This is a genomic window from Pseudoduganella umbonata, assembly GCF_014192225.1.
Lineage (GTDB): Bacteria > Pseudomonadota > Gammaproteobacteria > Burkholderiales > Burkholderiaceae_D > Rugamonas > Rugamonas umbonata.
Genome location: NZ_JACHXS010000005.1, coordinates 215747 through 240391 on the forward strand (window position 1 = coordinate 215747; position 24645 = coordinate 240391).

General features: G+C 67.4%; 21 protein-coding genes. 13 read left to right on the forward strand and 8 right to left on the reverse strand.

Annotation, left to right across the window (positions count from 1 at the left end):
- Positions 1 to 2: 2 nt before the first annotated feature.
- Positions 3 to 1766, reverse strand: coding sequence for an ABC transporter substrate-binding protein (locus FHS02_RS15095; RefSeq protein ID WP_137315295.1), 1764 nt, complete (start codon positions 1764 to 1766; stop codon positions 3 to 5).
- A gap of 129 nt (positions 1767 to 1895) precedes the next feature.
- Here FHS02_RS15095 and FHS02_RS15100 point away from each other — a divergent pair, with 129 nt between their 5' ends.
- Positions 1896 to 3134, forward strand: a complete 1239-nt coding sequence (locus FHS02_RS15100; RefSeq protein ID WP_137315296.1) for a spore maturation protein — start codon at positions 1896 to 1898, stop codon at positions 3132 to 3134.
- Positions 3135 to 3144: 10 nt separating this feature from the next.
- Positions 3145 to 4779 carry a D-alanyl-D-alanine carboxypeptidase/D-alanyl-D-alanine endopeptidase gene (gene dacB / locus FHS02_RS15105; RefSeq protein WP_229422280.1) on the forward strand — a complete coding sequence of 545 codons (1635 nt, stop codon included), beginning with the start codon at positions 3145 to 3147 and terminating at the stop codon, positions 4777 to 4779.
- A 159-nt stretch (positions 4780 to 4938) separates the two neighbouring features.
- On the opposite strand, the gene FHS02_RS15110 is transcribed toward dacB, so the two are convergent.
- Genes FHS02_RS15110 through FHS02_RS15140 form a run of 7 tightly spaced genes read right to left on the reverse strand, consistent with a single transcriptional unit; the run spans position 4939 to position 12005 of the window.
- On the reverse strand, positions 4939 to 5550 hold the full coding sequence (locus FHS02_RS15110) for a M15 family metallopeptidase (protein ID WP_137315297.1): 612 nt from the start codon (positions 5548 to 5550) through the stop codon (positions 4939 to 4941).
- Positions 5551 to 5601: 51 nt separating this feature from the next.
- Positions 5602 to 6471 (reverse strand): N-acetylmuramoyl-L-alanine amidase, encoded by an 870-nt coding sequence (locus FHS02_RS15115; RefSeq protein ID WP_137315298.1) that lies wholly within the window; start codon positions 6469 to 6471, stop codon positions 5602 to 5604.
- Positions 6472 to 6474: 3 nt separating this feature from the next.
- Positions 6475 to 7404: an N-acetylglucosamine kinase gene (locus FHS02_RS15120; RefSeq protein ID WP_137315299.1), complete on the reverse strand. Its 930-nt coding sequence runs from the start codon at positions 7402 to 7404 to the stop codon at positions 6475 to 6477.
- A gap of 7 nt (positions 7405 to 7411) precedes the next feature.
- A complete protein-coding gene (locus FHS02_RS15125; protein ID WP_229422281.1) occupies positions 7412 to 9052 on the reverse strand; it encodes a glycoside hydrolase family 10-like protein in 1641 nt (546 codons plus the stop codon).
- A gap of 57 nt (positions 9053 to 9109) precedes the next feature.
- A complete protein-coding gene (locus FHS02_RS15130) occupies positions 9110 to 10372 on the reverse strand; it encodes an MFS transporter (protein ID WP_137315300.1) in 1263 nt (420 codons plus the stop codon).
- Between the two features lie 48 nt (positions 10373 to 10420).
- Positions 10421 to 11302, reverse strand: a complete 882-nt coding sequence (locus FHS02_RS15135) for an N-acetylmuramic acid 6-phosphate etherase (protein ID WP_137315301.1) — start codon at positions 11300 to 11302, stop codon at positions 10421 to 10423.
- 22 nt (positions 11303 to 11324) lie between these two features.
- Positions 11325 to 12005 carry a GntR family transcriptional regulator gene (locus FHS02_RS15140; RefSeq protein WP_217496982.1) on the reverse strand — a complete coding sequence of 227 codons (681 nt, stop codon included), beginning with the start codon at positions 12003 to 12005 and terminating at the stop codon, positions 11325 to 11327.
- Positions 12006 to 12226: 221 nt separating this feature from the next.
- Between FHS02_RS15140 and FHS02_RS15145 the strand changes: the two genes are divergently transcribed.
- The 11 genes from FHS02_RS15145 (at position 12227) to FHS02_RS15195 (ending at position 24635) form a co-directional block, all read left to right on the forward strand.
- Positions 12227 to 12709, forward strand: a complete 483-nt coding sequence (locus FHS02_RS15145; RefSeq protein WP_137315303.1) for a hypothetical protein — start codon at positions 12227 to 12229, stop codon at positions 12707 to 12709.
- Positions 12710 to 12823: 114 nt separating this feature from the next.
- Positions 12824 to 14080, forward strand: coding sequence for a D-amino acid dehydrogenase (locus FHS02_RS15150; RefSeq protein ID WP_137315304.1), 1257 nt, complete (start codon positions 12824 to 12826; stop codon positions 14078 to 14080).
- Positions 14081 to 14189: 109 nt separating this feature from the next.
- Positions 14190 to 14648 (forward strand): YchJ family protein, encoded by a 459-nt coding sequence (locus FHS02_RS15155; RefSeq protein ID WP_137315305.1) that lies wholly within the window; start codon positions 14190 to 14192, stop codon positions 14646 to 14648.
- 12 nt (positions 14649 to 14660) lie between these two features.
- Positions 14661 to 16265, forward strand: coding sequence for a carboxyl transferase domain-containing protein (locus FHS02_RS15160; RefSeq protein ID WP_137315306.1), 1605 nt, complete (start codon positions 14661 to 14663; stop codon positions 16263 to 16265).
- Between the two features lie 10 nt (positions 16266 to 16275).
- A complete protein-coding gene (locus FHS02_RS15165) occupies positions 16276 to 17061 on the forward strand; it encodes an enoyl-CoA hydratase/isomerase family protein (RefSeq protein WP_137315307.1) in 786 nt (261 codons plus the stop codon).
- A 17-nt stretch (positions 17062 to 17078) separates the two neighbouring features.
- The gene (locus FHS02_RS15170) at positions 17079 to 18422 is read left to right on the forward strand and encodes an adenosylmethionine--8-amino-7-oxononanoate transaminase (protein ID WP_137315308.1); all 1344 of its coding nucleotides are present in this window, start codon (positions 17079 to 17081) and stop codon (positions 18420 to 18422) included.
- Positions 18419 to 19627: an 8-amino-7-oxononanoate synthase gene (gene bioF, locus FHS02_RS15175; protein WP_137315309.1), complete on the forward strand. Its 1209-nt coding sequence runs from the start codon at positions 18419 to 18421 to the stop codon at positions 19625 to 19627. The genes FHS02_RS15170 and bioF overlap by 4 nt, the downstream gene beginning before the upstream one ends.
- Positions 19617 to 20429, forward strand: coding sequence for a dethiobiotin synthase (gene bioD, locus FHS02_RS15180; RefSeq protein ID WP_137315310.1), 813 nt, complete (start codon positions 19617 to 19619; stop codon positions 20427 to 20429). Before bioF ends, bioD begins: the two co-directional genes overlap by 11 nt.
- Before the next feature lie 24 nt (positions 20430 to 20453).
- A complete protein-coding gene (bioB, locus tag FHS02_RS15185; protein WP_137315311.1) occupies positions 20454 to 21494 on the forward strand; it encodes a biotin synthase BioB in 1041 nt (346 codons plus the stop codon).
- A 176-nt stretch (positions 21495 to 21670) separates the two neighbouring features.
- Entirely contained in the window at positions 21671 to 23692 is a 2022-nt protein-coding gene (locus tag FHS02_RS15190; RefSeq protein ID WP_137315312.1) for an acetyl/propionyl/methylcrotonyl-CoA carboxylase subunit alpha, read from the forward strand.
- 10 nt (positions 23693 to 23702) lie between these two features.
- Positions 23703 to 24635: a 2-hydroxyacid dehydrogenase gene (locus FHS02_RS15195; RefSeq protein WP_137315313.1), complete on the forward strand. Its 933-nt coding sequence runs from the start codon at positions 23703 to 23705 to the stop codon at positions 24633 to 24635.
- Positions 24636 to 24645 lie beyond the last annotated feature (10 nt).

Genomic DNA, 24645 nt, shown 5'->3' on the forward strand with positions numbered 1-24645 from the left:
TGCTATTCCTTCCGGGACATTTTAGCGGCACGATCCCGGCTGGATGGCTGCACGTCCAGATATCGCCAGTTGGTGAATTCGACGGGGTGCCGCTTGTAGTTTTTTAACCACGGTTGGCGGATGTCCGCCGAGATCGGGTGCGTCAGCAGCACCCATGGATTGTAGGCATGCAGCAGGTCGGCCATTTCGCCGTACAGCTTCGTGCGGGCCGGGCTGTCGGACATTTGCCGCGCCTGTTCGTAGCGCACGTTGTAGGCCGGCAGGTTGAAGCGGGCATAGTTGGCGCGCCCCACGTTGGCGCCATACAGCAGCTGGTAGAAGTTGTCGCCATCGGGGAAGTCGGCCACCCAGTTCGTCTCGAACATCATCACCTTGCCCAGCCGGGAAGCCTTGATGATCTCGGTCTTCTTGTCGGTCACGAAGGCCACGCGCAGGTGCAGCGATTCGAACGTCTTGCGCCACATCTCGTCGCGCAGGCGGCCGACCATCGTCGGTTCGCTGTGCATCGTCAGCACCAGCGCCCGGCCGTCGGGCTGCGTGCGGTAGCCATCGCTGCCCTGTTTCAAATTGCGGCGGTAGCCATACCGGTCCAGCAGCGCGCGTGCCAGCGGCAGGTCGTGGACGACGGGGCTGCGGTACGCCGGATCGTAGCCCAGCACGTTCGGCGGCAGCGGCGACTGCGCCGGGATGGCCAGCCCCTTCTTCAGCAGGGCCACGTCCTGCGCGCCGTCGTAGGCCAGCGCGATGGCCCGGCGCAGCGCCACCTTGTCCGGCGTGTAGCCGCCGATGACGGGGTGCTCCATGTTCATCCACAGGTAATACGTCTGCAGCACGGGAAATGGTTCGAGCACCATGCCGCGGCGCGCCAGGCCAGGCTTGAGCACCGGCGTTTGCGAGCCTGGGTCGAGTACCAGGTCGCGCATCGATTCGGGCACCTGCTCGATGTAGTCGAATTCTCCGTTCAGGTAGCCGAGCACGCGCGACTGGTACTCCTCCATGATCTTCACCTCGACGCGGTCGACCAGCGGCAGTTGTTTTCCCTGCCAGCGCTGGTGGTAGCCGGGGTTGGCCAGCAGCGTGATCCGGTCGCTGCGCTTCCATTCGCCGATGCGGAACGGTCCGCTGCCGACCGGGTGGCTGCCCACCTGGCTGCCGTATTTTTCCGCCACTTCGCGGGCCACGGCGCCGGTGGCCGGCAGCGCCAGATAGAACGGCAGGCCCGGATCGGGCGCGCGCAGGCGCAATTGCAGCGTGTAGCGGTCGATGGCCCGCAGGCCGGCAATTTCCGTCGCATGGTCGAATTTTCGCCGCAGCGCATCATCGCCCAGCAGCTTGCCCTCGAACAGGAACAGCCACGGCGACTTCAGCGCCGGGTCGTACAATCGCCTGATCGCATACACGTAGTCGGCCGCCGTCACCTCGCGCGGCTTGCCGCCGAACGCGGGATCGGGGGCGAAATACATGCCGGGCCTGAGCCGCATGGTCCACGTGGTGCCGGCCGCATCGACGGACGGCATGGCCGCCAGCGAGTTGGCACGCAACTTCACCGGGCGCGCCAGGTAGTCGTAGCGCAGCATCGGATCGAACAGGTTTTCCAGCAGCGACAGGCTGGCCAGGTCCGAGGCGACGGCCGGATCGAGGCCGGTTTCACCGGTGGACAACAGCGCGCGTAACACTTTCGGTTGCGCGGCGCAGGTGCCGGCTGATATCGCTGCAAAAGCGGCGGCCAGCACGATGGCGGTCGCGAATTGGCGGACTCGGTTCATGTGGCGCAGCATAAACCAGCGGCGGGGATGGCGCCTGCCGCGACAATTTTTTCGCATGCGCGACCGGCACTTTGCCACCGAGCACTCTATACTTTGCCTGCAAAATCGCGTTCCACTATCCTTTCGCTTATGTCTCTTAACTATATCTGGGCCGGTTTCTTCCTCGTCGGCTTCGCGGCCGCCCTCGCCCAGTGGATCTTCCTCGGCGATACGGAGATCTTCAAGAAGATCATCGACGGCACGTTCGAATCGGCGCGCAGCGGCGTGATGGACATCGCACTGCCGCTGGCCGGCGTGATGACGCTGTGGCTGGGCATCATGAACATCGGCGAAAAGGCCGGCGCCATCGCCTGGTTCGCGAAGATGATCGCGCCGTTCTTCTCGCGCATCTTCCCCGAGGTACCGAAGGACCACCCGGCCACCGGCCACATGGTGATGAATTTCTCGGCCAACTTGCTCGGCCTGGACAACGCCGCCACGCCGTTCGGCCTGAAGGCGATGGAAAGCCTGCAGTCGCTGAACCCGGACAAGGATACCGCCAGCAACGCGCAGATCATGTTCCTGGTGCTGCACACCTCCGGCCTCACGCTGATCCCGCTGGCGATCATGGCGCAGCGCTCGATCCTCGGCGCGGCCGACCCGTCGGACATCTTCATTCCCTGCATGATCGCCACCTATGTCGCCACCGTGGCCGGCATCATCGCGGTGTCGATCCGCCAGAAAATCAACCTGTTCGATTCCGTGCTGCTGTCGTGGATCGGCGGCATCACGGCGGCGATCGTGGCGATGATCTGGTACTTCACCAATTTCCTGACGAAGCCGGAAATCGAAACGGTGTCGAAGGTGGCCAGCAACCTGATCCTGATGGGCGTGATCACCGTGTTCCTGGTCGGCGCGATGCGCAAGAAGGTCAATGTCTACGAGGCGTTCATCGAGGGTGCGAAAGGCGGCATCCAGACCTCGCTCACCGTGATTCCCTACCTGGTCGGCATGCTGGTGGCGATCGGCGTGTTCCGCAACGCCGGCGTGTTCGGCTTCCTCGTCAGCGGCTTCGAATGGTTCTTCTCGGCGCTCGGCATGAACACCGATTTCGTGCCGGCGCTGCCGACCGCGCTGATGAAGCCCCTGTCCGGCAGCGGCTCGAAGGCGATGATGATCGATGCGATGCAGACCTACGGCCCCGATTCGTTCGTCGGCCGCCTGGCCTGCATCTTCCAGGGCTCGGCGGACACCACGTTCTACATCGTGGCGCTGTACTTCGGTTCGGTGGGCATCCGCAGGACGCGCTACGCGATCTCGTGCGGCCTGATCGCCGACCTGGCCGGCGTGATCACCGCGATCTGCGTGGCCTACGTGTTCTTTGGTTGAGGGAGTAGCGATGCGAGTGACGATGCGGCTGCGTACACTGGCCCTGGTCGGCCTGTTCGTCTTCACGGGCGCGCGCGCCGAACTGCCCGAACCGGTGGCCAGGCTGGCCTACGCGGCCGGCATTCCCGAGGAAGCGATCGGCGCCATCGTGCTGCGCGGCGACACGATCCTCGTCTCCAACGAGGCCGACCGGCCGATGCTGCCGGCGTCGACGATGAAGGTGATCACGTCCGTCGTTGCGCTCGACCAGCTGGGGCCCGCGTTCCGCGGCCGTACGGAATTGCGCAGCAGTGGCGATATCGTCAACGGCACGCTGAAGGGCGACCTGCTGGTGCGCGGCGGCGCCGACCTGGACTTCACCGAGGATGCGCTGGTCCACCTGCTGGAGCGCCTGCGTGCCCAGGGCGTGCGCAGGATCGCCGGCGACCTGGTGCTGGACCGCCAGCTGTTCCAGCCGCCCCGCGCCGACGTGGGCAAGCCGCAGTTCGACGAGGCGCCGGAAGCGTATTACAACGTCATCCCCGACGCGCTGCTGCTGAACATGAACCTGCTGACGGTGGACATGGATTCGCACGGCAACGGTGCCGTGAAGGCGGCGATCCTGCCGGAGCTGGACCGTGTCGACGTGCGCTCCGGCCAGGCGCTGGTGAATGCCGACTGCGCCGCCTGGGAAGATGGCTGGAAGCCGCCCACCGTTGCCAGGAATGGCGGGCGGCTGACGGTTACGCTGCACGGCACCTTCCCCCGCAACTGCCGGCAGAGCTACCGCATCAACGTGCTCGATCGCGACGATTACGCGGACCGCCTGTTCCGCGCCACGTGGAAGCGGCTGGGCGGCACCATCGCCGGCAAGACGCGCACGGTGGACCTGGCCGAGCACACGTCCGCGCTGGCCGCGGCCGCCGCGGCGCAGGGCGCGATCGGCAGCGCGGACGGCACCGCGTCTTCAGCCGCGTCCTCATCCTCGTCCCCGGGCGGCACCGACGTGGACGGCACGCGGCTGCTGGCGCAGCACCTCTCGCGCGCGCTGCCGGAACTGGTGCGCGACACGATGAAGGTATCCGACAACGCGTGGGCCAGGACGCTGTTCCTGTCGCTGGGCAGCCTGCAGGGCGATGAGACGCTGGGCAGCCGCCCGCTGCCGGCCGGGCAGCGGCTGGCGATGCTGATGGCGGCGAACGGGGGCGACACGTCGATGCCGTCCAGCACGCAGGCGCGCGCCGAAGCCGTGGTGCGCGACTGGTTCAAGCGGCACGGCATCGACGACAGCGGCATGGTGGTGGAAAACGGTTCCGGGCTGTCGCGCATCGAGCGGCTGCGCCCCGTGCAGCTGGCCGCCGTGCTGGCCGCCGCGGAGGAATCGCCGTGGGCGCCGGAATTCCAGGCCAGCCTGCCGATCGTCGGCGTCGACGGCACGATGAAGCGGCGGCTGAAGGGCACCGTGGCGGCCTCGCGGGCCCGCATCAAGACCGGCACCCTGCGCAGCGGCGTGGCGGTCGCCGGCTACGTGCCGGACGCGAATGGCGAGCAGTGCATCGTGGTCGCCATCATTAACCACGACAACATCGACCACGCCACCGGGCGGGGCATCGTCGACGCGCTGATCGAGTGGACCGCCAACAGCAGCGCCGCGTCGCCGATGTAACCCGGTTCCAGCCCCAGGAAATGTTGCCGGAAAAATGGGGACGTACCCCATTTTTCGAGCAACATTTTCTTTCTACAGCACCCGGATCAGAAAAATAGGTGTCTGTCACCGGTTTTGGAGAAATGTTTCAAAAAAGCCGGTGTCTGTCACCGGTTTTCGCTACAGCACCCGGGTAAATCCTGCGCGCACGGCTTCCCGGTCGCCGCAGTCGAAATGCCACCACTCGCTGTTGATGCCGACGAAGCCGGCACCGAGCATGGCGTCGCGCAGCAGCTGGCGGTTGGCGGCCTGCTGCGCGGTCAACCGGCCGGCGGCCAGCATTTCCCGCTCCAGGGCCGGGTGCGACAGCTCCGTCATGTCGTCGAAACCGGTGCCCATGTCGAGTTCCCGGCCGGCTTCGTCGACGATCGTCGCGTCCACCGCCATGCCGTACGAATGGATCGAGCCGCGCGCCGGGTCGGCCAGGTACATGCGCAGCCCGGTGCCGGCCAGCGCTTCCCATAACTGTTCCTGCACGCGGTGGGGGCGCAGCGCGTCGAGGATCAGCAGCGTGCAGCCGGGCCGCCGCGCCGCCAGCCACGCCGCGGCGCGCTCGACCGCGTCGGCCGCCTCGCGGTGCAGCCAGGCGCAATCGAGCGGGGAGTACAGGTCGCGGCCGACGAAGTTGTGCGGCGTCGCATAGCGCAGGTCGATGCCGATGCCGGCGATCGTCGACAGGTGGCGGTAGTCCGGGTGGGCCGGTACCTGCTCGCTGGTGATCGTACGCGTCATGCCGATCCTTCCGTGCACTGTCAGGGTGGGGAAACCCTACGGTTCAACGCTTCAGGACGTGACAGCCCCGGTGGCGGCCGGTGCCGGCTGCGATGTTGGCTGAGGCGCGGCCGGAGATGCGGGCTTCGGCGTGGTCAGAACTTCCAGGATCGCCGCGCTCTCGGCATCCGGCCAGCCATCCCAGTTCGCCTGCCGGTACTTGGTCTGGAACGCCACCAGCACATTGTGCGTGGCTTCATCCAGCACCCCGGTATTCGGCACCGCGTAGCCGTGCTGTCCCAGCTTTTTCTGGAACCAGGCGATATCCGGCATGGCCGCTTCGAAGCGCGCCTTGTGCTGCGCCACCGCGTTCGCGTCCGGCCACAGGATCAGGCCGGCGTCGGCCAGCTGCTTCCACGGGAACAGCGGGCCGGGATCCTGCTTGCGCTGGGGTGCGATGTCCGAGTGGGCCAGGAAGTTTTCCGGGGCCACGTTGTGGCGCCTGGCCAGGTCCTTCAGCAGGAGGATCAGCTGGTCGATCTGCGCCTGCGGGAACGGGTAGTACTGGCGGCGGCCGTCCGGCGTCAGCGTGAAACCCGGGTTGACGATCTCGATGCCGATCGAGCTGTTGTTCAGGTTCGTGTAGCTCTTCCAGCTCGACAGGCCGGCATGCCAGGCCGCGTTCTTTTCATCCACCAGCGCGTAGAACTTCGGCTGTGCCTCGTCGGTCAGCAGGTAGTGGGCGCTGACTTCCCTCTCCGTCAGGATCATGATGGAGCGCTGCAGGTCCGACACCGTGTAGTGCAGCACGATGAAGCGCACGCGGCTCGCCTGGCCCTTCGATGTCAGCGAGTGATCGACCTTGTACGGCGGTGCCGGGGGCGTGGTGGCGCAGCCGGCCAGCGCGGCGGCGAACAGGGTGGCAAGAAGGATTTTCTTCATCGGTCAGGTCTTCGTTGGTTCGGGCCGGATGGCCAGGCGGGCGGCCGCCGCGTGCGGCCGCACCGTTCTTTGTTCGATCGACAGTATCGCGTGTCCAGGCACCTGCAGCGCTTCCCGCATCGCCTGCGCGATCAGCGGATGCAATGCCGCGGCCCGCCCCGACAGCACGATGGGCCGCACGCCGAAGCGCGCCACCAGCGCCTGCGCCAGCCGGGCCAGTTCGACGCCGGCCTGCCGCAGGATCTCGCGCGCCTCTTCATCCTCGTCCGCGCTGCGGGCCACGGCCAATGCCAGCTGGCCGATCTCGCCCCGTTCGCGCGTGTAGATGAACTGCCGCGAGAACGACCAGTCGCTACCGCCCACGTGGTCGAACACCGCGTGCGCCAGCGGCGAATCGCGCCATGCGCCAGGCTGCTCGTCCTCGCGGCGCCAGATGCGGCGCATCGCTTCGCGCGCGATCCAGAAGCCGCCGCCGCCATCGTCGAGCACGACGCCGCGGCCGCCGGCGCGGTGCAGGGTGCCCTCCGCATCGATGAACGCGGCGATCGAGCCGGTACCGGCATAAACGAGGTAGCCGGCACCCGGCTCGAACGCGTCGCGGCAGGCGATCTCGATATCGTTGCACAGGCTGACGTCTTGCGGCGCCACGCCGAGCAGTTCAGTGAGCCAGCCGGCCAGCAATGGCGCATCGCCGCCGAACCCCGTCAGCCCGGCGTTGATGCGCCGCGGCCGGCCATGCACCCGCGCCGCATCCAGTACCTCGTGCGCCAGCGCCTCGAAGGTGGCGCGCAGCCGCTCCCGCCCTGCCGCGCTGGCCATCTGCAGCGCGGACAATCCGGCCACCTGCCCCTCGGCCACGATCGCGCCGGCGGCATCGGCCAGCGCCCAGCGCGTTTGCGTGCCGCCCGCGTCGATGCCGAGACCGGTGTCCATGGGCGCCCTACACTTTCGCGCCGGCGCGCGCGCTTTCGAGGCCGACGCGGTCGACGGCCGTGACGACCACCGCGCGCGCCGGCACGCCGGCCAGGTCGCGCAGCACCACTTCGTTCTTCGTTGCCGGCATGGCGGTAAAGCGCCATTCGTCGCCATAGCGGGCCCAGATCGCATAGGTTACAGCGTTCTTCGCGGTACCCAGCGCCACCGCCAGGCCGCTTTCGCTCCGCTTCACGGCCACCGTCGGCGCCTCGGGCGGACGCTCGCCCAGCCACGGCGAGGCCGGTACCAGCGCGGCGCTCTGGTAGCTCTGCGCCTTCAGCCGGTCGTACAGGCCGCCGCGGTTCTGCATCAGCGGCGCGATCGAGAAGTGCACGTGGCCCTGCGCGGCAGGCCGGCTGCGCGTGACGTCGATCTGCTGCACGATCTCGTCCGGCCCGAACGGCTTGGCGGAACCGTCGGCGGTGCGGCTGGTGAACAGGCCGGGCCACACATGGCGGCCACGCGTGTTCTGCGCCAGCCAGTAGTCGAGCAGCACCGGGTAGGCCTGCGGCGCCTGCCTGATCGGCCAGTACAGCTGCGGCGCCAGGTAATCGAGCCAGCCCTTCTGCAGCCACAGTTCGGCATCCGCGAACAGCTTGTCGTACTGGGAGAAGCCGGCGATGCCGCGCGGCCGGCGGTCCGGGCGGCCGATGCCGAACGGGCTGATGCCGAACTTGACCCACGCCTTCTCGCGGCGAATGCCCAGGTAGATCCGTTCGATCAGCCGGTCGACGTTCTGGCGCCGCCACGACGATCGGTCGAGCGTGCCGCCGCCGCGCACGTAGCGCTGCCACGACGGTTCGTCGGGGAACGGCAGCTCCGGCTTCTGCCACGATGGCGCATCGAGTGCCGCCGCCTCGCCGCCCGCATTGGCCGGCGCCTCGATCGGGTAGGGATAGAAATAATCGTCGATGTGCACGCCGTCGATGTCGTAGCGGCGCACCACGTCGAGGATCACGTCCAGCGTGCGCTGCGCGGCCGATTCCTCGCCCGGGTCCATCCACAGCAGCCTGCCGTAGGTTTTCACGGCCTGCGGATTGGTGTTCGCGAAATGCTCTTTCGCCAGCGGCGTGCGGGCCGCCGCGTGGCGTGCGCGGTAGGGATTGAACCAGGCATGCAGTTCCATGCCGCGGGCGTGCGCCTGGGCGATCCAGAACTGCAGCGGATCCCACATCGGCGACGGCTCCTTGCCCGAGCGGCCGGTCATGAATTCCGACCACGGTTCCAGCTTCGACGGATAGATCGCATCGGCGCTGGGGCGCACCTGCAGCACGATCGCGTTCAGGTTCAGCGCCTTGGCGCGGTCGAGGATCGCGATCGCTTCCGCCTGCTGCTTGGCCGGCGGCGCATTGCTGCGGCTGGGCCAGTCGATGTTGGCAACGGTGGACACCCAGGCGGCGCGGAACTCGCGCGGCGCCGGGGGCGGTTCGTCGCCCGTGTAGCGCGGCGGTTCGGGATGCGGCACCGGGCCGGCGGCATCGGGGCCGGGGGCGGGCGCCTCGGGGCGTGTCGGGGATGTCGAGCATGCGCTCATGATTGCCGCCAGCACGCCGGCACCGCCGGCGGAAAGCAGCAGCCGCTTGTTACGATCGAAAGCCAAAGCCACTCCTGTGAAATAAGCGGCGATATTGTAATCCCAGCCAGCGCCGGGGCCGCGCCCTGATCAGTTTCGCCCGAACTGCGGGTCGATCTTCACCAGCGCCGTCATCGCGAACGCGGGGATCGTGGCCAGGCATGCCCAGATGAAGAAGTTCGGGTAGCCCATGATCTCCTGCAGGTAGCCGCTGGCCATCTGCGGCACCATCATGCCCAGCGCCATGAAGCCGGTGCAGATCGCGTAATGCGCCGTCTTGTGCTCGCCCTCGCACACCATGATCATGTACATCAGGTAGGAAGCGAAGCCGAAGCCGTAGCCGAACTGCTCGACCGCCATGGCCACCGTGATCAGGCCGATATTGTCTGGCTGGGCATGCGACAGATAGACGAACACGAGGCCGGGCAGGTGCAGGATGAACGCCATCGGCCACAGGCAGCGCTTCAGGCCGAAGCGCGCGATGGCCAGGCCGCCCAGCAGGCCGCCCACGGTCAGCGCGATGATGCCGACGGTGCCGTAGACGAAACCGACTTCCGTGTTGTCCAGCCCCAGGCCGCCTTCGGCGACGGGATCGAGCAGGAAAGGCACCGCCATTTTCAGCAGCTGCGATTCGCCGAGGCGGAACAGCAGCAGGAAGCCGAGGATCGTGAGGATGCCCTCCTTGCGGAAGAATGCCGCGAAGGTCAGGAAGAATTCGGCGAACGGACTGCCCTTCAGGCGCGCCGGCGCATCCGCGGCGGGGCGCGGCAGCATGAAGAAGTGCCAGGCGCACAGCAGCGCGAACACGCCCCCGAGCAGGCCGAACACGACAGACCATGCGGTACGCGGATCGCCGGTGCGGGCGATCAGGATGCCGGCGAGTGCCACCAGCGCGCCCTGCCCGGTGATGTTGGCCAGCCGGTAGAACGTGCTGCGCACGCCCACATAGGCCGCCTGTTCCTTCTGCTGCAGGGACAGCATGTAGTAACCGTCCGCGGCGATATCGTGCGTGGCCGATGCAAAGGCCATCAGCCACAGCACCGCAAGGCTGATCTGGAAGAACCCGGGCAGGTGGGTAGTGAAGGCCACCAGCGCCAGCGCCACGCCGACGACGCCCTGCAGCACCACCGTCCATTGGCGCTTGGTGCCGAACATTTCCACGACCGGCGCCCACAGCGGCTTGATCACCCACGGCAGGTACAGCCATGACGTATAGAACGCGATGTCGGTATTGGAGAAGCCGGTGTTCTTGTACATCACCAGCGACAGGGACATGACGGCGAAATAGGGAATGCCCTGGCCGAAGTAGAGGGTGGGCACCCACCACCAGGGACTGCGCTGCACTGCTTTCATTACATCCTTAATTGCGAAGACTGATCGATCCGCGGCGCAGGCACTGGATCAGGCATTGAGTGCCCCGCGCACGCTGCCTCCGGCTTGCGCCAGCAGGCTTTCCGCCTGCGGCACCGGCACCTTCTTCAGCAGTGCGACGATGGCCACCTTGACGTGGAACCCGCACTCTTCCAGCACGGCCCGCGCGGCGGCTTCACCGGCGCCGGTGGCATGCACCGTCAGGCGCACCGTGCGCGCGAACAGCTTGGCGTTGGTGGGTTTCAAGTCTACCATCAAGTTCCGGTACACCTTGTGCAGCCGGACCATGATGGCGCTGGAAATCGTGTTCAGCACGATCTTCTGCGACGTGCCGGCCTTCAGGCGCGTGCTGCCGGAAATGACTTCGGCGCCGGTATCGAGCACGATGCCGACATGGGCCTCGTCGGCCACAGGCGAATGGGTGTTGTTGGCGATGCCGACCGTCAGTGCGCCGGCCTCGCGCGCGGCGTGCAGGGCGCCCAGCACATACGGCGTGCCGCCCGAAGCGGCCAGCAGCAGCACCACGTCGTTCGCGGTGGGCGCCGCCGCCAGCAAGTCGCGCGCGCCCTGTTCGCGGTCATCCTCGGCTCCTTCGATGGCAACGAACATGGCGGCCTCGCCACCCGCCAGCAGCGCCACGGCGCGCTCGCGCGGCCACGAGAAAGTGGGATACAGCTCCACGCTGTCGAGCACACCGAGCCGGCCGGACGTTCCGGCGCCCACGTAGACCAGGCGCCCGCCCGACGCGATGCGGGGCACCGCGGCCTCGATCGCAGCGGCGATTTGCGGCGCGGCCGCGCGCACCGACCGCACGGCATTGAACTGGTCGTCGACGAACGCCGCCACCAGCTCGGGAAGCGGATACTGGTCCAGCTGCGGGTGTTCGCTGCTCGGGGTCTCGGTCTTCAGCATCCGGCCAGTTTAATACCAAAGTTCAGCCGCGCCGCATCTCGGCCACGAAATCGTAGTGGTCGCTGCGGCAATAGGAATGGGTCAGCTCGACCGCCTCGCCATTCGCGAGGTAGGCGATGCGGGTGATGAACAGCACGGCGTGGCCTTCGGGCACGTCGAGCTGCCTTGCCAGGTCGGCCGGGGCGTTCATCGCACGGATGTGCTGCAGCGCGCGCACCGGCGGCTTGCCGATGCTCTCGAGGTACTGGTACAGCGAATCGCCGACGGCGGCCGGATCGGGCACCACGGTGGCGGGCAGCACGCTGACCTCGTAGGCCATCGCCACGTCGTCGGCGAGGCGCAGCCGTTCCAGCCGCGCCACGCGCGTGTTCGGCGACAGCGCAAGGCTCATCTGCTCATCCGCGCCGGCGATGACGATCTCCCGCCGCAGCCAGCGCGAGCCGGGCCGGTAGCCGCGCTGCTGCAACTGCTCGGAAAAGCTGGACAGGTTCGACAGCGGCTGCTCGATGCGCGGCGCGATGTAGTTGCCGGACCCCCGCTTGCGCACGACGAGGCCCTGCTCCACCAGCTGGTCGATGGCCTTGCGCGCCGTGACGCGCGAGATGTTCAGCTGCTCGGACAGCGTGCGCTCGGACGGCAGCGCCTGGTCCACCTGGTAGCGGCCCGCGCGCACGTCGTCCGTCAGCTTGCGCGCGATCTGCATGTACAGGGGGGACGTATCCAGTTTCGACCCTTCGGGCTTCGAACCATCGCGCTGCTGGACGGCGGTTTCCTGGGCTTGCTGCAAAATCATGACAATTCTCCTATACCTTCTAGTGTAACGGCGAAGGACAATGCCCGCTTCTTTCATCCCTGCAGGAAACATCGCCGGGCATCTCCTCCTTCCGCGACGGCAGCCCGTGGCGCCCTGACAAGAGGTTACAAATGAAGCTGTTCCACACCATTTCCGCCGTGTTTCTCGCTGCCGGTATCGCCTGCTCCGGCGCGGCCGGCGCGGCAAAGCTCGATCCCGACCATTACCTGCTGTCCGCGGACGTCATGAACAAGATGAAGGCGATCGAGGTCGAGTTCGAGAAAAACGGCCATAAGTCGTCGACCAGCGACGACGAAGATGACGACGGTGCCGGCAAGCGCGATGGAAAAAACAAGAACGGCAACCCGACGCCCGAGGAACTGGTGCGCGAGATCGAGCAGGACAAGGTGGCGATGGCGGCGTTGAAGCGCCATGGCCTGACGAGCCGGGACTACGCGCTGACTTCGTTCGCGATGCTGCACGCCGGCTTCTACGTGATGTTCGAGGAGTCGATGGACAAGAAAGGCGCCGCCGACATGCTGGCCAAGTTCACCCGGGAACAGCGCGCCAACGTGGCCTTCGTGCGGGCGATGAATCCCGGGAAGAAGAAGTAATCGGCAAGGGGTGCGTGACGGGCAAGGTTTCATTGGATCGCAACGGGGTGGGCAACGGAGCGCGGCGCATCGTATCCTGCCTGGACTTCCCTCACCCGCACGGATAACGGCAGCATGCAGCAGAATGAACACCAGGTGGTCGTCATCGGCGGCGGTGTCGTCGGCCTCGCTTCGGCCTGGTGGCTGCTGGACGCGGGCTTTCGCGTCGTGCTGCTCGAACGGGCGCCCGCTGTCGGCAACGGCGCCAGCTATCGCAACGGCGGACAGCTGAGCTATCGCTACGTGGCGCCACTGGCCGATGCGGGCGTGCCATGGAAGGCGCTGCAGTGGCTGTTCCAGGAAGCGGGCCCGCTGCGTTTCAGGCCGGAAGCGGACCTGCGCCAGTGGCGCTGGCTCGGCCGGTTCCTGGCCAACTGCAACGCGGCCAGCAACCGGCGCACCACCGCCAAGCTGCTGGAACTGGGAGAGCACAGCCGGCGCATGATGGCCCAGCTGGAAGCGGCGGTACCGCTGGCGGAATTCGGCTGGCGCGACGCGGGCAAACTGGTCGTGTACCGCTCGCGGGCATCGTTCGATGCCGCCATCGCCCGGCCCGATCCCGAAAACCGCCGCCGCGTGCTGACCGGCGCGGAAACCGCTGTGCTGGAGCTGGCGCTGGCCGAGCTGGCACCGCGCCTTGCCGGCGGCATCTTCAATGCCGGCGAGGCGGTGGCGGACTGCCATCGCTTCTGCCTGGCGCTGGAACGGCGGCTGCGGGCGCATCCCCGCTTCGATGGCGTCATCCACGCCAACGCGACTTGCCTGTTCACGGAAAACGGCAAGGTGTCGGCGGTGCAGACGGAGACCGGCTGGGTGACGGGCGAGCATTTCGTGCTGGCGGCCGGCATCGGCAGCCGCGGCCTGGCCGCCACCGCGGGCATCGACCTGCCGCTGTATCCATTGAAGGGCTACAGCCTGACCGCGCCGGTCGGCGCCCAGCACACGGCGCCGGAGGTCAGCGTGACCGATTTCGACCGCAAGACGCTGTATGCCCGCATCGGCAACCAGCTGCGCGTGGCGGCAATGGTCGACATGGTCGGCGAAGACACGTCGCTGGATCCGCGCCGCATTGCCGGCCTGGCGCGCCTGGTACGCGAAACGATGCCGGCCGCCGCCGACTACTCCCGCCTCGAACCATGGGCCGGCCTGCGCCCCGCCACCCCGAACAGCGCGCCCCTCCTCGGCCCCACCCGGCACGGTAACCTGTGGCTGAACGTGGGCCACGGCCCGCTCGGCTTCACCTTCGCCTGTGGCACCGCCGCCCTGCTCGCCGACCTGATGACCGGCCGCCCCACCCCGTTCGCCCTCGACTTCCTCGCCTGGCCCCGGTAAATATTTCCTGAAACCGGGGTCAGACCCCGGTTTTGGGCAACTTTTTGGGGTGCGAGCGGTGGCGGGGCGATATGGCGGATAATGTCGCCTTTTCATTGTCCGACCTGCCATGTCCAAGACGAAGACCCCGGCCGGGTGCCCTTGCGGCGGCGGGCCGTCGCTGGCGGCCTGCTGCGGCCCGTACATCGAGGGCAGCGCGCTGCCGGCCACGGCCGAGCTGCTGATGCGCTCCCGCTACACGGCCTACACGCTGAAGAACGAGCCCTACCTGCTGGTCACCTGGCATCCCAGCACCCGCCCGACCGAGCGGATCGTCGATCCGGACGAGCCGTTGCAATGGCTGGGACTTGAGGTAAAATCGACTTTACGTTTACGTCAACGTAAAGCAGATTTCGCGGGCCAGGATCATCCGGACCAGGACTACGTGGAATTCGTGGCCCGCTTCCGCCAGGGCGGCAAGGGCCAGCGGCTGCACGAGATCAGCCGCTTCCTGCGCGAGCCCGACCCGAGCCTCGGCGGCACGCCGCGCTGGTTCTACGTCGACGGAGATTTTCCGACCAAAGAATAAAGGGGACACCGCATGCCGCACATCGACAGCAAACTCAATCCGCGCAGCGAAGACTTCCGCGCCAACGCCGCCGCCATGGGGGCGCTGGTGGACGACCTGCGCGCCCGCGTCGCCAAGGTGGCCGAAGGCGGCGGCGCGGCGGCCAGCGCGAAGCACACCGCGCGCGGCAAGCTGCTGCCGCGCGAGCGCGTGCGCCTGCTGCTCGATCCCGGCACCCCGTTCCTCGAATTCTCGCAGCTTGCTGCATTTGATATGTACGACGATGCGGCGCCGTCGGCCGGCATCATCACCGGCATCGGCCGCGTGTCCGGCCAGGAATGCGTCATCGTCTGCAACGACGCCACGGTGAAAGGCGGCACGTATTACCCGATGACGGTGAAAAAACACCTGCGCGCGCAGGAAATCGCCGACCAGAACCGGCTGCCGTGCATCTACCTGGTCGATTCCGGCGGTGCCAACCTGCCGAACCAGGACGAAGTCTTCCCCGACCGCGACCACTTCGGCCGCATCTTCTACAACCAGGCCAACCTGTCCGCGCAGGGCATCCCGCAGATCGCCGTGGTGATGGGCTCCTGCACCGCCGGCGGCGCCTACGTGCCGGCGATGAGCGACGAATCGATCATCGTCAAGGAACAGGGCACGATCTTCCTGGGCGGCCCGCCGCTGGTGAAGGCGGCCACCGGCGAAGTGGTCAGCAGCGAAGACCTGGGCGGCGGCGACGTGCACACGCGCCTCTCCGGCGTGGCCGATCACCTGGCACAGAACGACACCCATGCGCTGGCGCTGGCCCGCAACATCGTCTCGCACCTGAACCGGCAGAAACCGCCAACTGCCATGCGCGAGGTCGTCGAACCCAAATACGCGCCCGAAGAACTGTACGGCGTGATCCCCGTGGATACCCGCAAGCCGTTCGACATCCGCGAAGTCATCGCGCGCATCGTCGACGGCAGCGAGTTCGACGAATTCAAGGCCCGCTACGGCACCACGCTGGTGTGCGGCTTCGCCCACATCCACGGCATGCAGGTGGGGATCATCGCCAACAACGGCATCCTGTTCTCGGAATCGGCGCTGAAGGGTACCCACTTCATCGAGCTGTGCTGCCAGAGGAAGATCCCGCTGGTGTTCCTGCAGAACATCACCGGCTTCATGGTCGGCCGCAAGTACGAGAACGAAGGCATCGCCCGCAACGGCGCCAAGATGGTGACGGCGGTAGCCACCGCCGCCGTGCCGAAATTCACCGTGATCATCGGCGGCAGTTTCGGCGCCGGCAACTACGGCATGTGCGGCCGCGCCTACTCGCCGCGCTTCCTGTGGATGTGGCCGAACGCCCGGATCTCGGTGATGGGCGGCGAGCAGGCCGCGTCGGTGCTGGCCACCGTGAAGCGCGACGGCATCGAGGCCAAGGGCGGACAATGGTCGCAGGACGAGGAAGCCGCGTTCAAGCAGCCGATCAAGGAACAGTATGAACACCAGGGCCACCCGTACTATGCCAGCGCGCGGCTGTGGGACGACGGTATCATCGACCCGGCCGACACCCGCATGGTGCTGGGCCTGGGCCTGTCGGCGGCGCTGAACGCCCCGATTCCCGACACGAAGTTCGGTGTCTTCCGCATGTAAGGAACCAAGCATGAACTACGACACCCTCACCCTCGACACGGCGGGCACGATCGCCACGGTCACGCTGAACCGCCCCGGCGTGCGCAACGCGTTCGACGAACAGTCGATCGCCGAGCTGACGGCCGCCTTCGCGGCGCTGGGCCAGGTCGACGGGATCCGCGCCATCGTGCTGGCCGCGAACGGCACGGCCTACTGCGCCGGCGCGGACCTGAACTGGATGAAGAAGATGGCCGGCTACTCGGAAGACGAGAACCGCGCCGACGCGATGCAGCTGGCGAACATGCTGCGCACCATCCATGCGTGCCCCAAGCCGGTGGTGGCGAAAGTGCACGGCGACTGCTTCGGCGGCGGCGTCGGCCTGGTGGCTGCCTGCGATATCGCGATCGCCGCCGAGGATGCGCATTTCTGCCTCAGCGAGGTGAAGCTGGGCCTGATCCCCGCCACCATCTCGCCGTATGTCATCAAGGCGATGGGCGAGAACGCCGCACGGCGCTACTTCCTCACTGCCGAACGTTTCAATGCCAGGGAAGCGCTGCGCATCGGCTTCGTGCACGAACTGGCCACCGCGGCGTCGCTGGACGGCCAGGTGGCCGCCGTGGCCAATGCGCTGGCCGCGAACAGCCCGAACGCCGTGCGCGAAGCCAAGGCGCTGGTGCGCGAGATCGCCAGCCAGCCCGTCACGGATGCGCTGGTGGCCGACACCGCCCACCGCATCGCGCACATCCGCGCCTCGGGCGAAGGCCGCGAAGGCGTGGCCGCGTTCCTCGAGAAGAGGAAGCCTTCCTGGCTCACCTGATTTTTGGAGTTTCAGTCTTGACAGATCAAACCAGCGACTGGGTGTCGCGCAGCCTGAAGAGCGTATGGCACCCATGTACCCAGATGCAGCACCACGCGCGTGATCAAGATCGTGTGCCGCTGATTCCCGTCAGCCATGGCCGCGGCGCCTGGCTGTACGACCATGACGGCCGGCGCTACCTCGACGCGATCAGCTCGTGGTGGGTCAACCTGTTCGGCCACGCCAATCCGCGCATCAACGCGGCGCTGCGCGACCAGCTCGACATGCTGGAGCACGCAATGCTGGCCGGCTTTACCCATGAGCCGGTGATCCGCCTGTCCGAGCGGCTGTCCGCGCTGACCGGCGGCGTGCTGGGCCACGCCTTCTACGCGTCGGACGGCGCCTCGGCCGTCGAGATCGCGCTGAAGATGAGTTTTCATGCGTGGCGCAACGCCGGCCGGTCCGACAAACAGGAATTCGTCTGCCTGCAGGGCAGCTACCACGGCGAAACGATCGGCGCGCTGGCCGTCACCGACGTGGCGCTGTTCAAGGATGCCTACGGCCCGCTGCTGCGCGCCACGCAAACGGTGATGTCGCCCGATGCGCGCCAGGCCCGCGATGGCGAAACGGCCCAGGACGTGGCACGCCGCGCCGCGGCCGACGTGCAGCGCCTGTTCGAACAGAAGGCGGACCGCATCGCCGCCATCATCATCGAGCCGCTGGTGCAGTGCGCGGCCGGCATGGCGATGCACGATCCGCTCTACCTCCAGCTGGTCCGCGAGCTGTGCGACAGGCATGAAGTACACCTGATCCTCGATGAAATCGCGGTGGGCTGCGGCCGCACCGGCACCTTCTTCGCGTGCGAGCAGGCCGGCATCTGGCCAGACTTCGTCACGCTGTCGAAGGGCATCAGCGGCGGCTACCTGCCGCTGTCGCTGGTGCTGACGAAGGACCAGGTCTACCAGGCTTTCTACAGTGCCGACATCACGCGCGGTTTCCTGCATTCGCACTCGTACACCGGCAACCCGCTGGCGTGCCGCGCGGCGCTGGCCACGCTCGACATTTTCGAAGAAGACAACGTCCTCGAAGCGAACCGCGCCCGTGCCGCCAGCCTGGGCGCGGCGATGGCGCCGCTGGCCGACCACCCGCGCGTAAAAAACCTGCGCCAGCGCGGCATGATCCTGGCGTTCGATGCCGCCGGCGTGGACAAGACGTTCTCGCGCCGCTTCTTCGCCAACGCCACGCGCAACGAACTGCTGCTGAGGCCGATCGGCTCGACCGTGTACCTGATGCCGCCCTACATCCTGGACGACGAGGAAATCGCCGGCCTGGCCGCGCGCACGCGGGCCGTCTTCGAACAGACACTGGCGGAGGCATCATGAAACTGCTGGACCAGCTGGCGTCCAGCCTGGATGCACTGCGCAAGCAAAGCCTGATCCGCACGCGCCGCACGGTCGATACGCCGTGCGGCCCGCGCGTGACGGTGGAGGGCCGCGAACTGCTGGCCTTCTGCAGCAACGACTACCTGGGCCTGGCCGCGCACCCGGCCATCACGGCCGCGCTGCGCGAGGGTACCGAACTGTATGGCGCCGGCAGCGGCGCCTCGCACCTGATCAGCGGCCACTTCCGCGCCCACGCGGCACTGGAAGAGCGGCTGGCCGATTTCGCCGGCCCGCACCTCGTCGATGCGCGCGCGCTGTACTTCAGCACCGGCTACATGGCCAACCTTGCCGTGCTGACGGCGCTCGCAGTAGGCGACAGGGACACGGAAATCTTCAGCGAAGCGCTGAACCATGCATCGCTGATCGACGGCGCGCGCCTGTCGCGCAAGACGGTCAAGGTGTATCCGCACGCGAACGTCGAGGCGCTGGACGAACTGCTGGGCACCAGCCAGGCGAGCAACAAGATCGTCGTCACCGATTCGGTGTTCTCGATGGATGGCAACCTGGCCCCGCTGCCGGCATTGCTGGCGCTGTGCGAGAAACATGGCGCCTGGCTGGTCGTCGACGATGCCCACGGCTTCGGCACGCTGGGCGAGAACGGCCGGGGCGCCCTCGAGCACTTCGGCCTGCGCTCGCCTTACCTGGTCTACGTGGGCACGCTGGGCAAGGCGGCCGGGGTGGGCGGCGCCTTCGTTGCCGCGCACGCTACCGTGATCGACACGCTGGTCCAGCGCGCCCGGCCCTACATCTTCACGACCGCGGCGCCGCCGGCGCTGGCGCATGCCCTGCTGGCCAGCCTTGACATCATCGCCGGCGGCGAGGGCCGGGAGCGCCGTTCGCACCTGGCCGGTTTGGTGGCACAATGGCACGATGGCCTGCGGCTGGCACGCTGGACGGCGCTGCCGTCGCAGACCGCGATCCAGCCCGTGATCATCGGCGCCAACGACGCGACGATGGAAGCGGCCGCGGCGCTGTACGAGCGCGGCATCTGGGTCGGCGGCATCCGCCCGCCCACGGTGCCGGCGGATTCGGCGCGGCTGCGCGTCACGCTGTCGGCCGGCCACACCACGGCCGACGTGGCGCGGCTGCTCGACAACATCAATGAAGTCAATGCCCACATGGAAAGGAGCCGCGATGGCGCTTGAAGACCCGGTGATCGCTCCGGTACGGGAAGCCGCGGTGGCGGACGACGCCGTCGAAGAAGTGCAAGCCGCGCCGGCGGTGGCCGCCAGCGGCATTCCGCCCCGCTTCGCCTGCTTCGTGACGGGCACCGATACGGAAATCGGCAAGACGCTGATCTCGTCCGCCATGCTGCACGCGCTGGTCAGCCAGGGCGTGAAGGCGTGCGGCATGAAGCCGGTGGCGGCGGGCGCGGTCATGCGCGACGGCACGCTGCGCAACGACGATTGCGACCAGCTGGAATCCGCCGGCAACGTGCGCCTGCCGCAATCGATCACCACGCCGTTCCTGCTGAAGGAACCGGCCGCGCCGCACATCGCGGCCGCGCTGGAACGCGTCACCATCGACCCGGTGCCGATCCTGGCGTCGTATCTCGAGATCGCCGCCGCCAGCGACGCCACCGTGGTCGAAGGCGTGGGCGGCTTCCGCGTGCCGTTGACCGATACCTACGACACCGCCGACCTGGCGCAGCAGCTCGACTTGCCGATGGTGCTGGTGGTGGGCATGCGCCTGGGCTGCATCAACCACGCGCTGCTGACCGTCGAAGCGATTGCCGCGCGCGGCCTGAAGCTGGCTGGCTGGGTGGCCAATGCGCTGGAGCCGGAGATGGCGTTCGCCGATGAAAACATCGAAGCGCTGGCCGATCGCATCGGCGCGCCGCTGCTGGGCCGCGTGCCGCGCCTGGCCGATGCGAGCGCCGCCGCCGCCGCCGCGTACCTCGATTTCACGAGCCTGCCGAACTGGCCGGCTCACCGCAACACGAAGTAAAAAGTAAATATTAAGGAAAACACGATGTCCCTGCATGAACCGAAAACCGTCGCCCTGCACCGCCCGACCGCCGCCATCAAGCTGCCGGAATCGGCCACCTGGCCGCGCGAGGAAGTGCTGGCCCTGTTCGAACTGCCGTTCAACGAACTGATGTTCCGCGCGCAGGAAGCGCACCGCGCCAATTTCCCGGATGGCGACGTGGAACTGGCCACGCTGCTGTCGATCAAGACCGGCGGCTGCGAAGAAGACTGCGGCTACTGCCCGCAGGCCGCGCGCTACGATACCGGCGTGGAAGCCAAGAAGATCCTCGATACCGAAACGGTGCTGGAAGCGGCAAGGCAGGCCAAGCAAAACGGTGCCACCCGCTTCTGCATGGGTGCCGCATGGCGCAGCCCGAAAGAGCGCGACATGGAAAAAGTCGAAACCATGGTGCGCGAAGTGAAGGCGCTGGGCCTGGAAACCTGCGCCACGCTGGGCATGCTGGAAGCGGACCAGGCCGAGCGCCTGAAGGCCGCCGGCCTCGATTACTACAACCACAACCTCGACACGGCGCCCGAGTTCTACGACAACGTGATCTCCACCCGCCAGTACCAGGACCGCCTGGACACGCTTGGCCACGTGCGCGACGCCGGCCTGAAAGTGTGCTGCGGCGGCATCGTGGGCATGGGTGAAACGCGCGACCAGCGCGCCGGCCTGATCGCCCAGCTGGCGAACCTGAACCCGTATCCGGAATCGGTGCCGATCAACCACCTGGTGCAGGTGGAAGGCACGCCGCTGCACGGCCTGGACCGCCTCGACCCGCTGGAATTCGTGCGCACCATCGCCGTGGCGCGCATCACGATGCCGAAGGCGCGTGTGCGCCTGTCCGCCGGCCGCCGCGAACTGGGCGAAGCCGTGCAGGCCATGTGCTTCATGGCCGGCGCCAACTCGATCTTCTACGGCGACAAGCTGCTGACCACCGACAACCCGGAAGCGAACGACGACCGTGCGCTGCTGGCCAAGCTGGGCCTGTCCACCCGTGCCGCCATGCTGGAGTCGGTGCAGAAGGAAGCCTGCGGCTGCTGAGATATCGAATAGTTCGAATAGATCGAATAGTTCGACGGGATCGAATGGCCGCAGAGCCAGATTGCCGAGCCGGCGGCACATGCCGCATGCAGCGCCCAACGGTTGAATTCCCGGGCCGGACTCACGAGGTCCGGCCCGGAAATTCGCCTCGGGTTCATAAGACTGGAGACATATCGATGTTCAAGAAAATCCTGATCGCCAACCGCGGCGAGATCGCCTGCCGCGTGGCCGCCACCGCCCGCAAGATGGGCATCCGCACCGTGGCCGTGTATTCGGAAGCCGATGCCAATGCGAAGCACGTGGCGGTCTGCGACGAGGCCGTGCTGCTGGGCCCCGCGCCGGCCAAGGAAAGCTACCTGTGCGGCGACAAGATCATCGCCATCGCGCTGGCCACCGGCGCGCAGGCGATCCATCCCGGCTATGGCTTCCTGTCCGAGAATGCGGAATTCGCCGAAGCCTGCGCCGAAGCGGGCCTGGTGTTCATCGGCCCGCCCGCCGCGGCGATGCGCGCGATGGGCTCGAAATCGGCGGCGAAATCATTGATGGAAAAGGCCGGCGTGCCGCTGGTGCCCGGCTACCACGGCGACGAGCAGGAGGCCACCTTCCTGCAGCGCGAAGCGGACCGCATCGGCTACCCGGTGCTGCTGAAGGCTTCGGCCGGCGGCGGCGGCAAGGGCATGCGCGTGGTCGACAGCGCCGCCGCCTTCGCCGAAGCGCTGGCTTCCTGCAAGCGCGAGGCGATCAGCTCCTTCGGCGACGACAAGGTACTGGCCGAAAAATACCTGCAGCGCCCGCGCCACATCGAGATCCAGGTATTCGCCGACACGCACGGCAACTGCATCTACCTGTTCGAGCGCGATTGCTCGGTCCAGCGCCGTCACCAGAAGGTGCTGGAGGAAGCGCCGGCGCCGGGCATGACCGATGCGCGGCGCGCGGCCATGGGCGATGCGGCCGTGGCCGCGGCACAGGCGGTCGGTTATGTGGGCGCCGGCACTGTGGAATTCATCGCCAACCAGGACGGCAGCTTCTATTTCATGGAGATGAACACGCGGCTGCAGGTCGAGCACCCGGTGACGGAAATGATCACCGGCACCGACCTCGTCGAATGGCAGTTGCGCGTGGCGGCCGGCGAGCCGCTGCCGAAACGGCAGGACGAACTGAAGATCCGCGGCCACGCGCTGGAGGCGCGGATCTACGCCGAGAATCCCGACAAGGGCTTCCTGCCGTCGATCGGCACGCTGCGCCACCTCGACACGCCGGATGCGGTGCAGTTCGAAGTGGGCGGCACGCCCGGCCAGCCGGCCGCGGTGCGCGTCGATTCCGGCGTGCGCGAGGGCGATGCGATCTCGCCGTTCTACGATCCGATGATCGCCAAGCTGATCGTCTGGGGCGCCGACCGCAAGCAGGCGCTGGCGCGCATGGCGCAGGCGCTGTCGCAATACCAGATCGTCGGCCTGGCCGGCAACGTGGCATTCCTCAAGCGCCTGGTGGAAAGCGCCGCGTTTGCCGATGCGGACCTGGATACGGGCCTGATCGAACGCAATGTCGATGTGCTGTTCGCGCCGGCCCGTTCGGTGCCCGTGGCGGCGCTCGCGCTGGCCGCCGTGGCACTGATCGAGCATGAGAAAACCCGGGCGCGCGGCACCAACGCGGGCGACCCGTGGAGCCAGGCACTGGGCTGGCGCCTGAACTCCCGCTACGCCCGCACGCTGGCGTTCCGCGACGAAGGCGGCAGGAACTACGCGCCCGTGTTCACGTACCTGCCGCACGGCTGGGAGCTGTCGATCGAGGGCATGTCCGTCGACGTGGCGCTGCTGGCGCGCGATGGCGTGGACCTGTCGGTGCGGCTGGGCGACGCGTCGGTGCACGGCACCGTGCGCCGCGATGGCGACACCTTCCACGTGTTCACCGGCGGCGGCCATTACGTGCTGCACCATGAGGACCCGCTGGCGCATGCCGGCGAAAGCGAGGCCGATGGCGGCCGGCTGACCGCGCCGATGCCGGGCAAGGTCGTCGCCGTGCTGGCATCGCGCGGACAGGACGTCAGGAAGGGCGAGCCGCTGGTGATCATGGAAGCGATGAAGATGGAACACACGATCGCGGCGCCGCACGACGGCACCGTGGACGAGATACTGTACGCCGTCGGCGACCAGGTAGCGGATGGCGCGCCGCTGCTGGCCTTCCGGACGGCAGCCTGAGGAAACAACGATGCGTATTCTGCTGTACCGTTCGGATGACAACACCGGCCCGTGGGCCGACGATTTTGCGCGCCACCTGCCGCAGGCGCAGTGCGTGACATGGCGCGAGGGTGAGAAACTGCCACCCTGCGACTACGCTGTGGTGTGGGCGCCGCCCGAGGCGATGCTGCGCGAACTGGCCGAAGTCAAGGCGGTCTTCCTGATGGGGGCCGGTGCCGATGCGATCCTGAAGCAGGGCAGCGCCCTGCCCGCCCACGTGCCGATCGTGCGCCTGGGCGACGCGGGCATGGGCGTGCAGATGGGCGAGTACGTGGTGCATGCGGTGCTGCGCTACTTCCGCCGCTTCGACCAGTACGAGGACCAGGCGGCCGTCGGCGACTGGCGGCCGCTGGCTGCGCACGAGCGCGAATCGTTCAGCATCGGCGTGATGGGCGCCGGCGTGCTGGGCCTGCGCGTGCTGGAATGCCTGCGTCCGTTCGGTTTCCCGTTGCAGGCATGGTCGCGCAGCGCGAAGGAGATCGACGGCGTGCGCTGCTTCGCCGGCGACGACGGGCTCGACGCTTTCCTGCGCAGCACCCGCGTGGTGGTGTGCATGCTGCCGCTGACGGACGCCACGGCCAATATCCTGAACCGCGCCAACCTGGGCAAGCTGCCACAGGGCGCCTACGTGATCAACGTGGCGCGCGGCGCCCATGTAGCGGAGCCGGACCTGCTGGCGTTCATCCAGTCGGGCCACATCGCCGGCGCCACGCTGGACGCGTTCCGCAACGAACCGCTGCCGCGGCAGCATCCGTTCTGGGACGAGCCGCGCATCACCATCACGCCGCATATCGCCGCGCTGACCCTGCGTAGCGAAAGCGTGCGGCAGATCGCCGGCAAGATCGGCCTGCTGGAGCGGGGCGAACCGGTTGCCGACGTCATCGACCGCGAACTGGGATATTGATTGGGGAACT

Excerpts from the sequence above, each read along its gene's own strand:
- FHS02_RS15095 (WP_137315295.1), bottom strand. The coding sequence starts at position 1,766 with ATGAACCGAGTCCGCCAATTCGCGACCGCCATCGTGCTGGCCGCCGCT.
- FHS02_RS15100 (WP_137315296.1), top strand. The coding sequence starts at position 1,896 with ATGTCTCTTAACTATATCTGGGCCGGTTTCTTCCTCGTCGGCTTCGCG.
- dacB (WP_229422280.1), top strand. The coding sequence starts at position 3,145 with ATGCGAGTGACGATGCGGCTGCGTACACTGGCCCTGGTCGGCCTGTTC.
- FHS02_RS15110 (WP_137315297.1), bottom strand. The coding sequence starts at position 5,550 with ATGACGCGTACGATCACCAGCGAGCAGGTACCGGCCCACCCGGACTAC.
- FHS02_RS15115 (WP_137315298.1), bottom strand. The coding sequence starts at position 6,471 with ATGAAGAAAATCCTTCTTGCCACCCTGTTCGCCGCCGCGCTGGCCGGC.
- FHS02_RS15120 (WP_137315299.1), bottom strand. The coding sequence starts at position 7,404 with ATGGACACCGGTCTCGGCATCGACGCGGGCGGCACGCAAACGCGCTGG.
- FHS02_RS15130 (WP_137315300.1), bottom strand. The coding sequence starts at position 10,372 with ATGAAAGCAGTGCAGCGCAGTCCCTGGTGGTGGGTGCCCACCCTCTAC.
- FHS02_RS15135 (WP_137315301.1), bottom strand. The coding sequence starts at position 11,302 with ATGCTGAAGACCGAGACCCCGAGCAGCGAACACCCGCAGCTGGACCAG.
- FHS02_RS15140 (WP_217496982.1), bottom strand. The coding sequence starts at position 12,005 with ATGCAGATCGCGCGCAAGCTGACGGACGACGTGCGCGCGGGCCGCTAC.
- FHS02_RS15145 (WP_137315303.1), top strand. The coding sequence starts at position 12,227 with ATGAAGCTGTTCCACACCATTTCCGCCGTGTTTCTCGCTGCCGGTATC.
- FHS02_RS15150 (WP_137315304.1), top strand. The coding sequence starts at position 12,824 with ATGCAGCAGAATGAACACCAGGTGGTCGTCATCGGCGGCGGTGTCGTC.
- FHS02_RS15155 (WP_137315305.1), top strand. The coding sequence starts at position 14,190 with ATGTCCAAGACGAAGACCCCGGCCGGGTGCCCTTGCGGCGGCGGGCCG.
- FHS02_RS15160 (WP_137315306.1), top strand. The coding sequence starts at position 14,661 with ATGCCGCACATCGACAGCAAACTCAATCCGCGCAGCGAAGACTTCCGC.
- FHS02_RS15165 (WP_137315307.1), top strand. The coding sequence starts at position 16,276 with ATGAACTACGACACCCTCACCCTCGACACGGCGGGCACGATCGCCACG.
- bioF (WP_137315309.1), top strand. The coding sequence starts at position 18,419 with ATGAAACTGCTGGACCAGCTGGCGTCCAGCCTGGATGCACTGCGCAAG.
- bioD (WP_137315310.1), top strand. The coding sequence starts at position 19,617 with ATGGCGCTTGAAGACCCGGTGATCGCTCCGGTACGGGAAGCCGCGGTG.
- bioB (WP_137315311.1), top strand. The coding sequence starts at position 20,454 with ATGTCCCTGCATGAACCGAAAACCGTCGCCCTGCACCGCCCGACCGCC.
- FHS02_RS15190 (WP_137315312.1), top strand. The coding sequence starts at position 21,671 with ATGTTCAAGAAAATCCTGATCGCCAACCGCGGCGAGATCGCCTGCCGC.
- FHS02_RS15195 (WP_137315313.1), top strand. The coding sequence starts at position 23,703 with ATGCGTATTCTGCTGTACCGTTCGGATGACAACACCGGCCCGTGGGCC.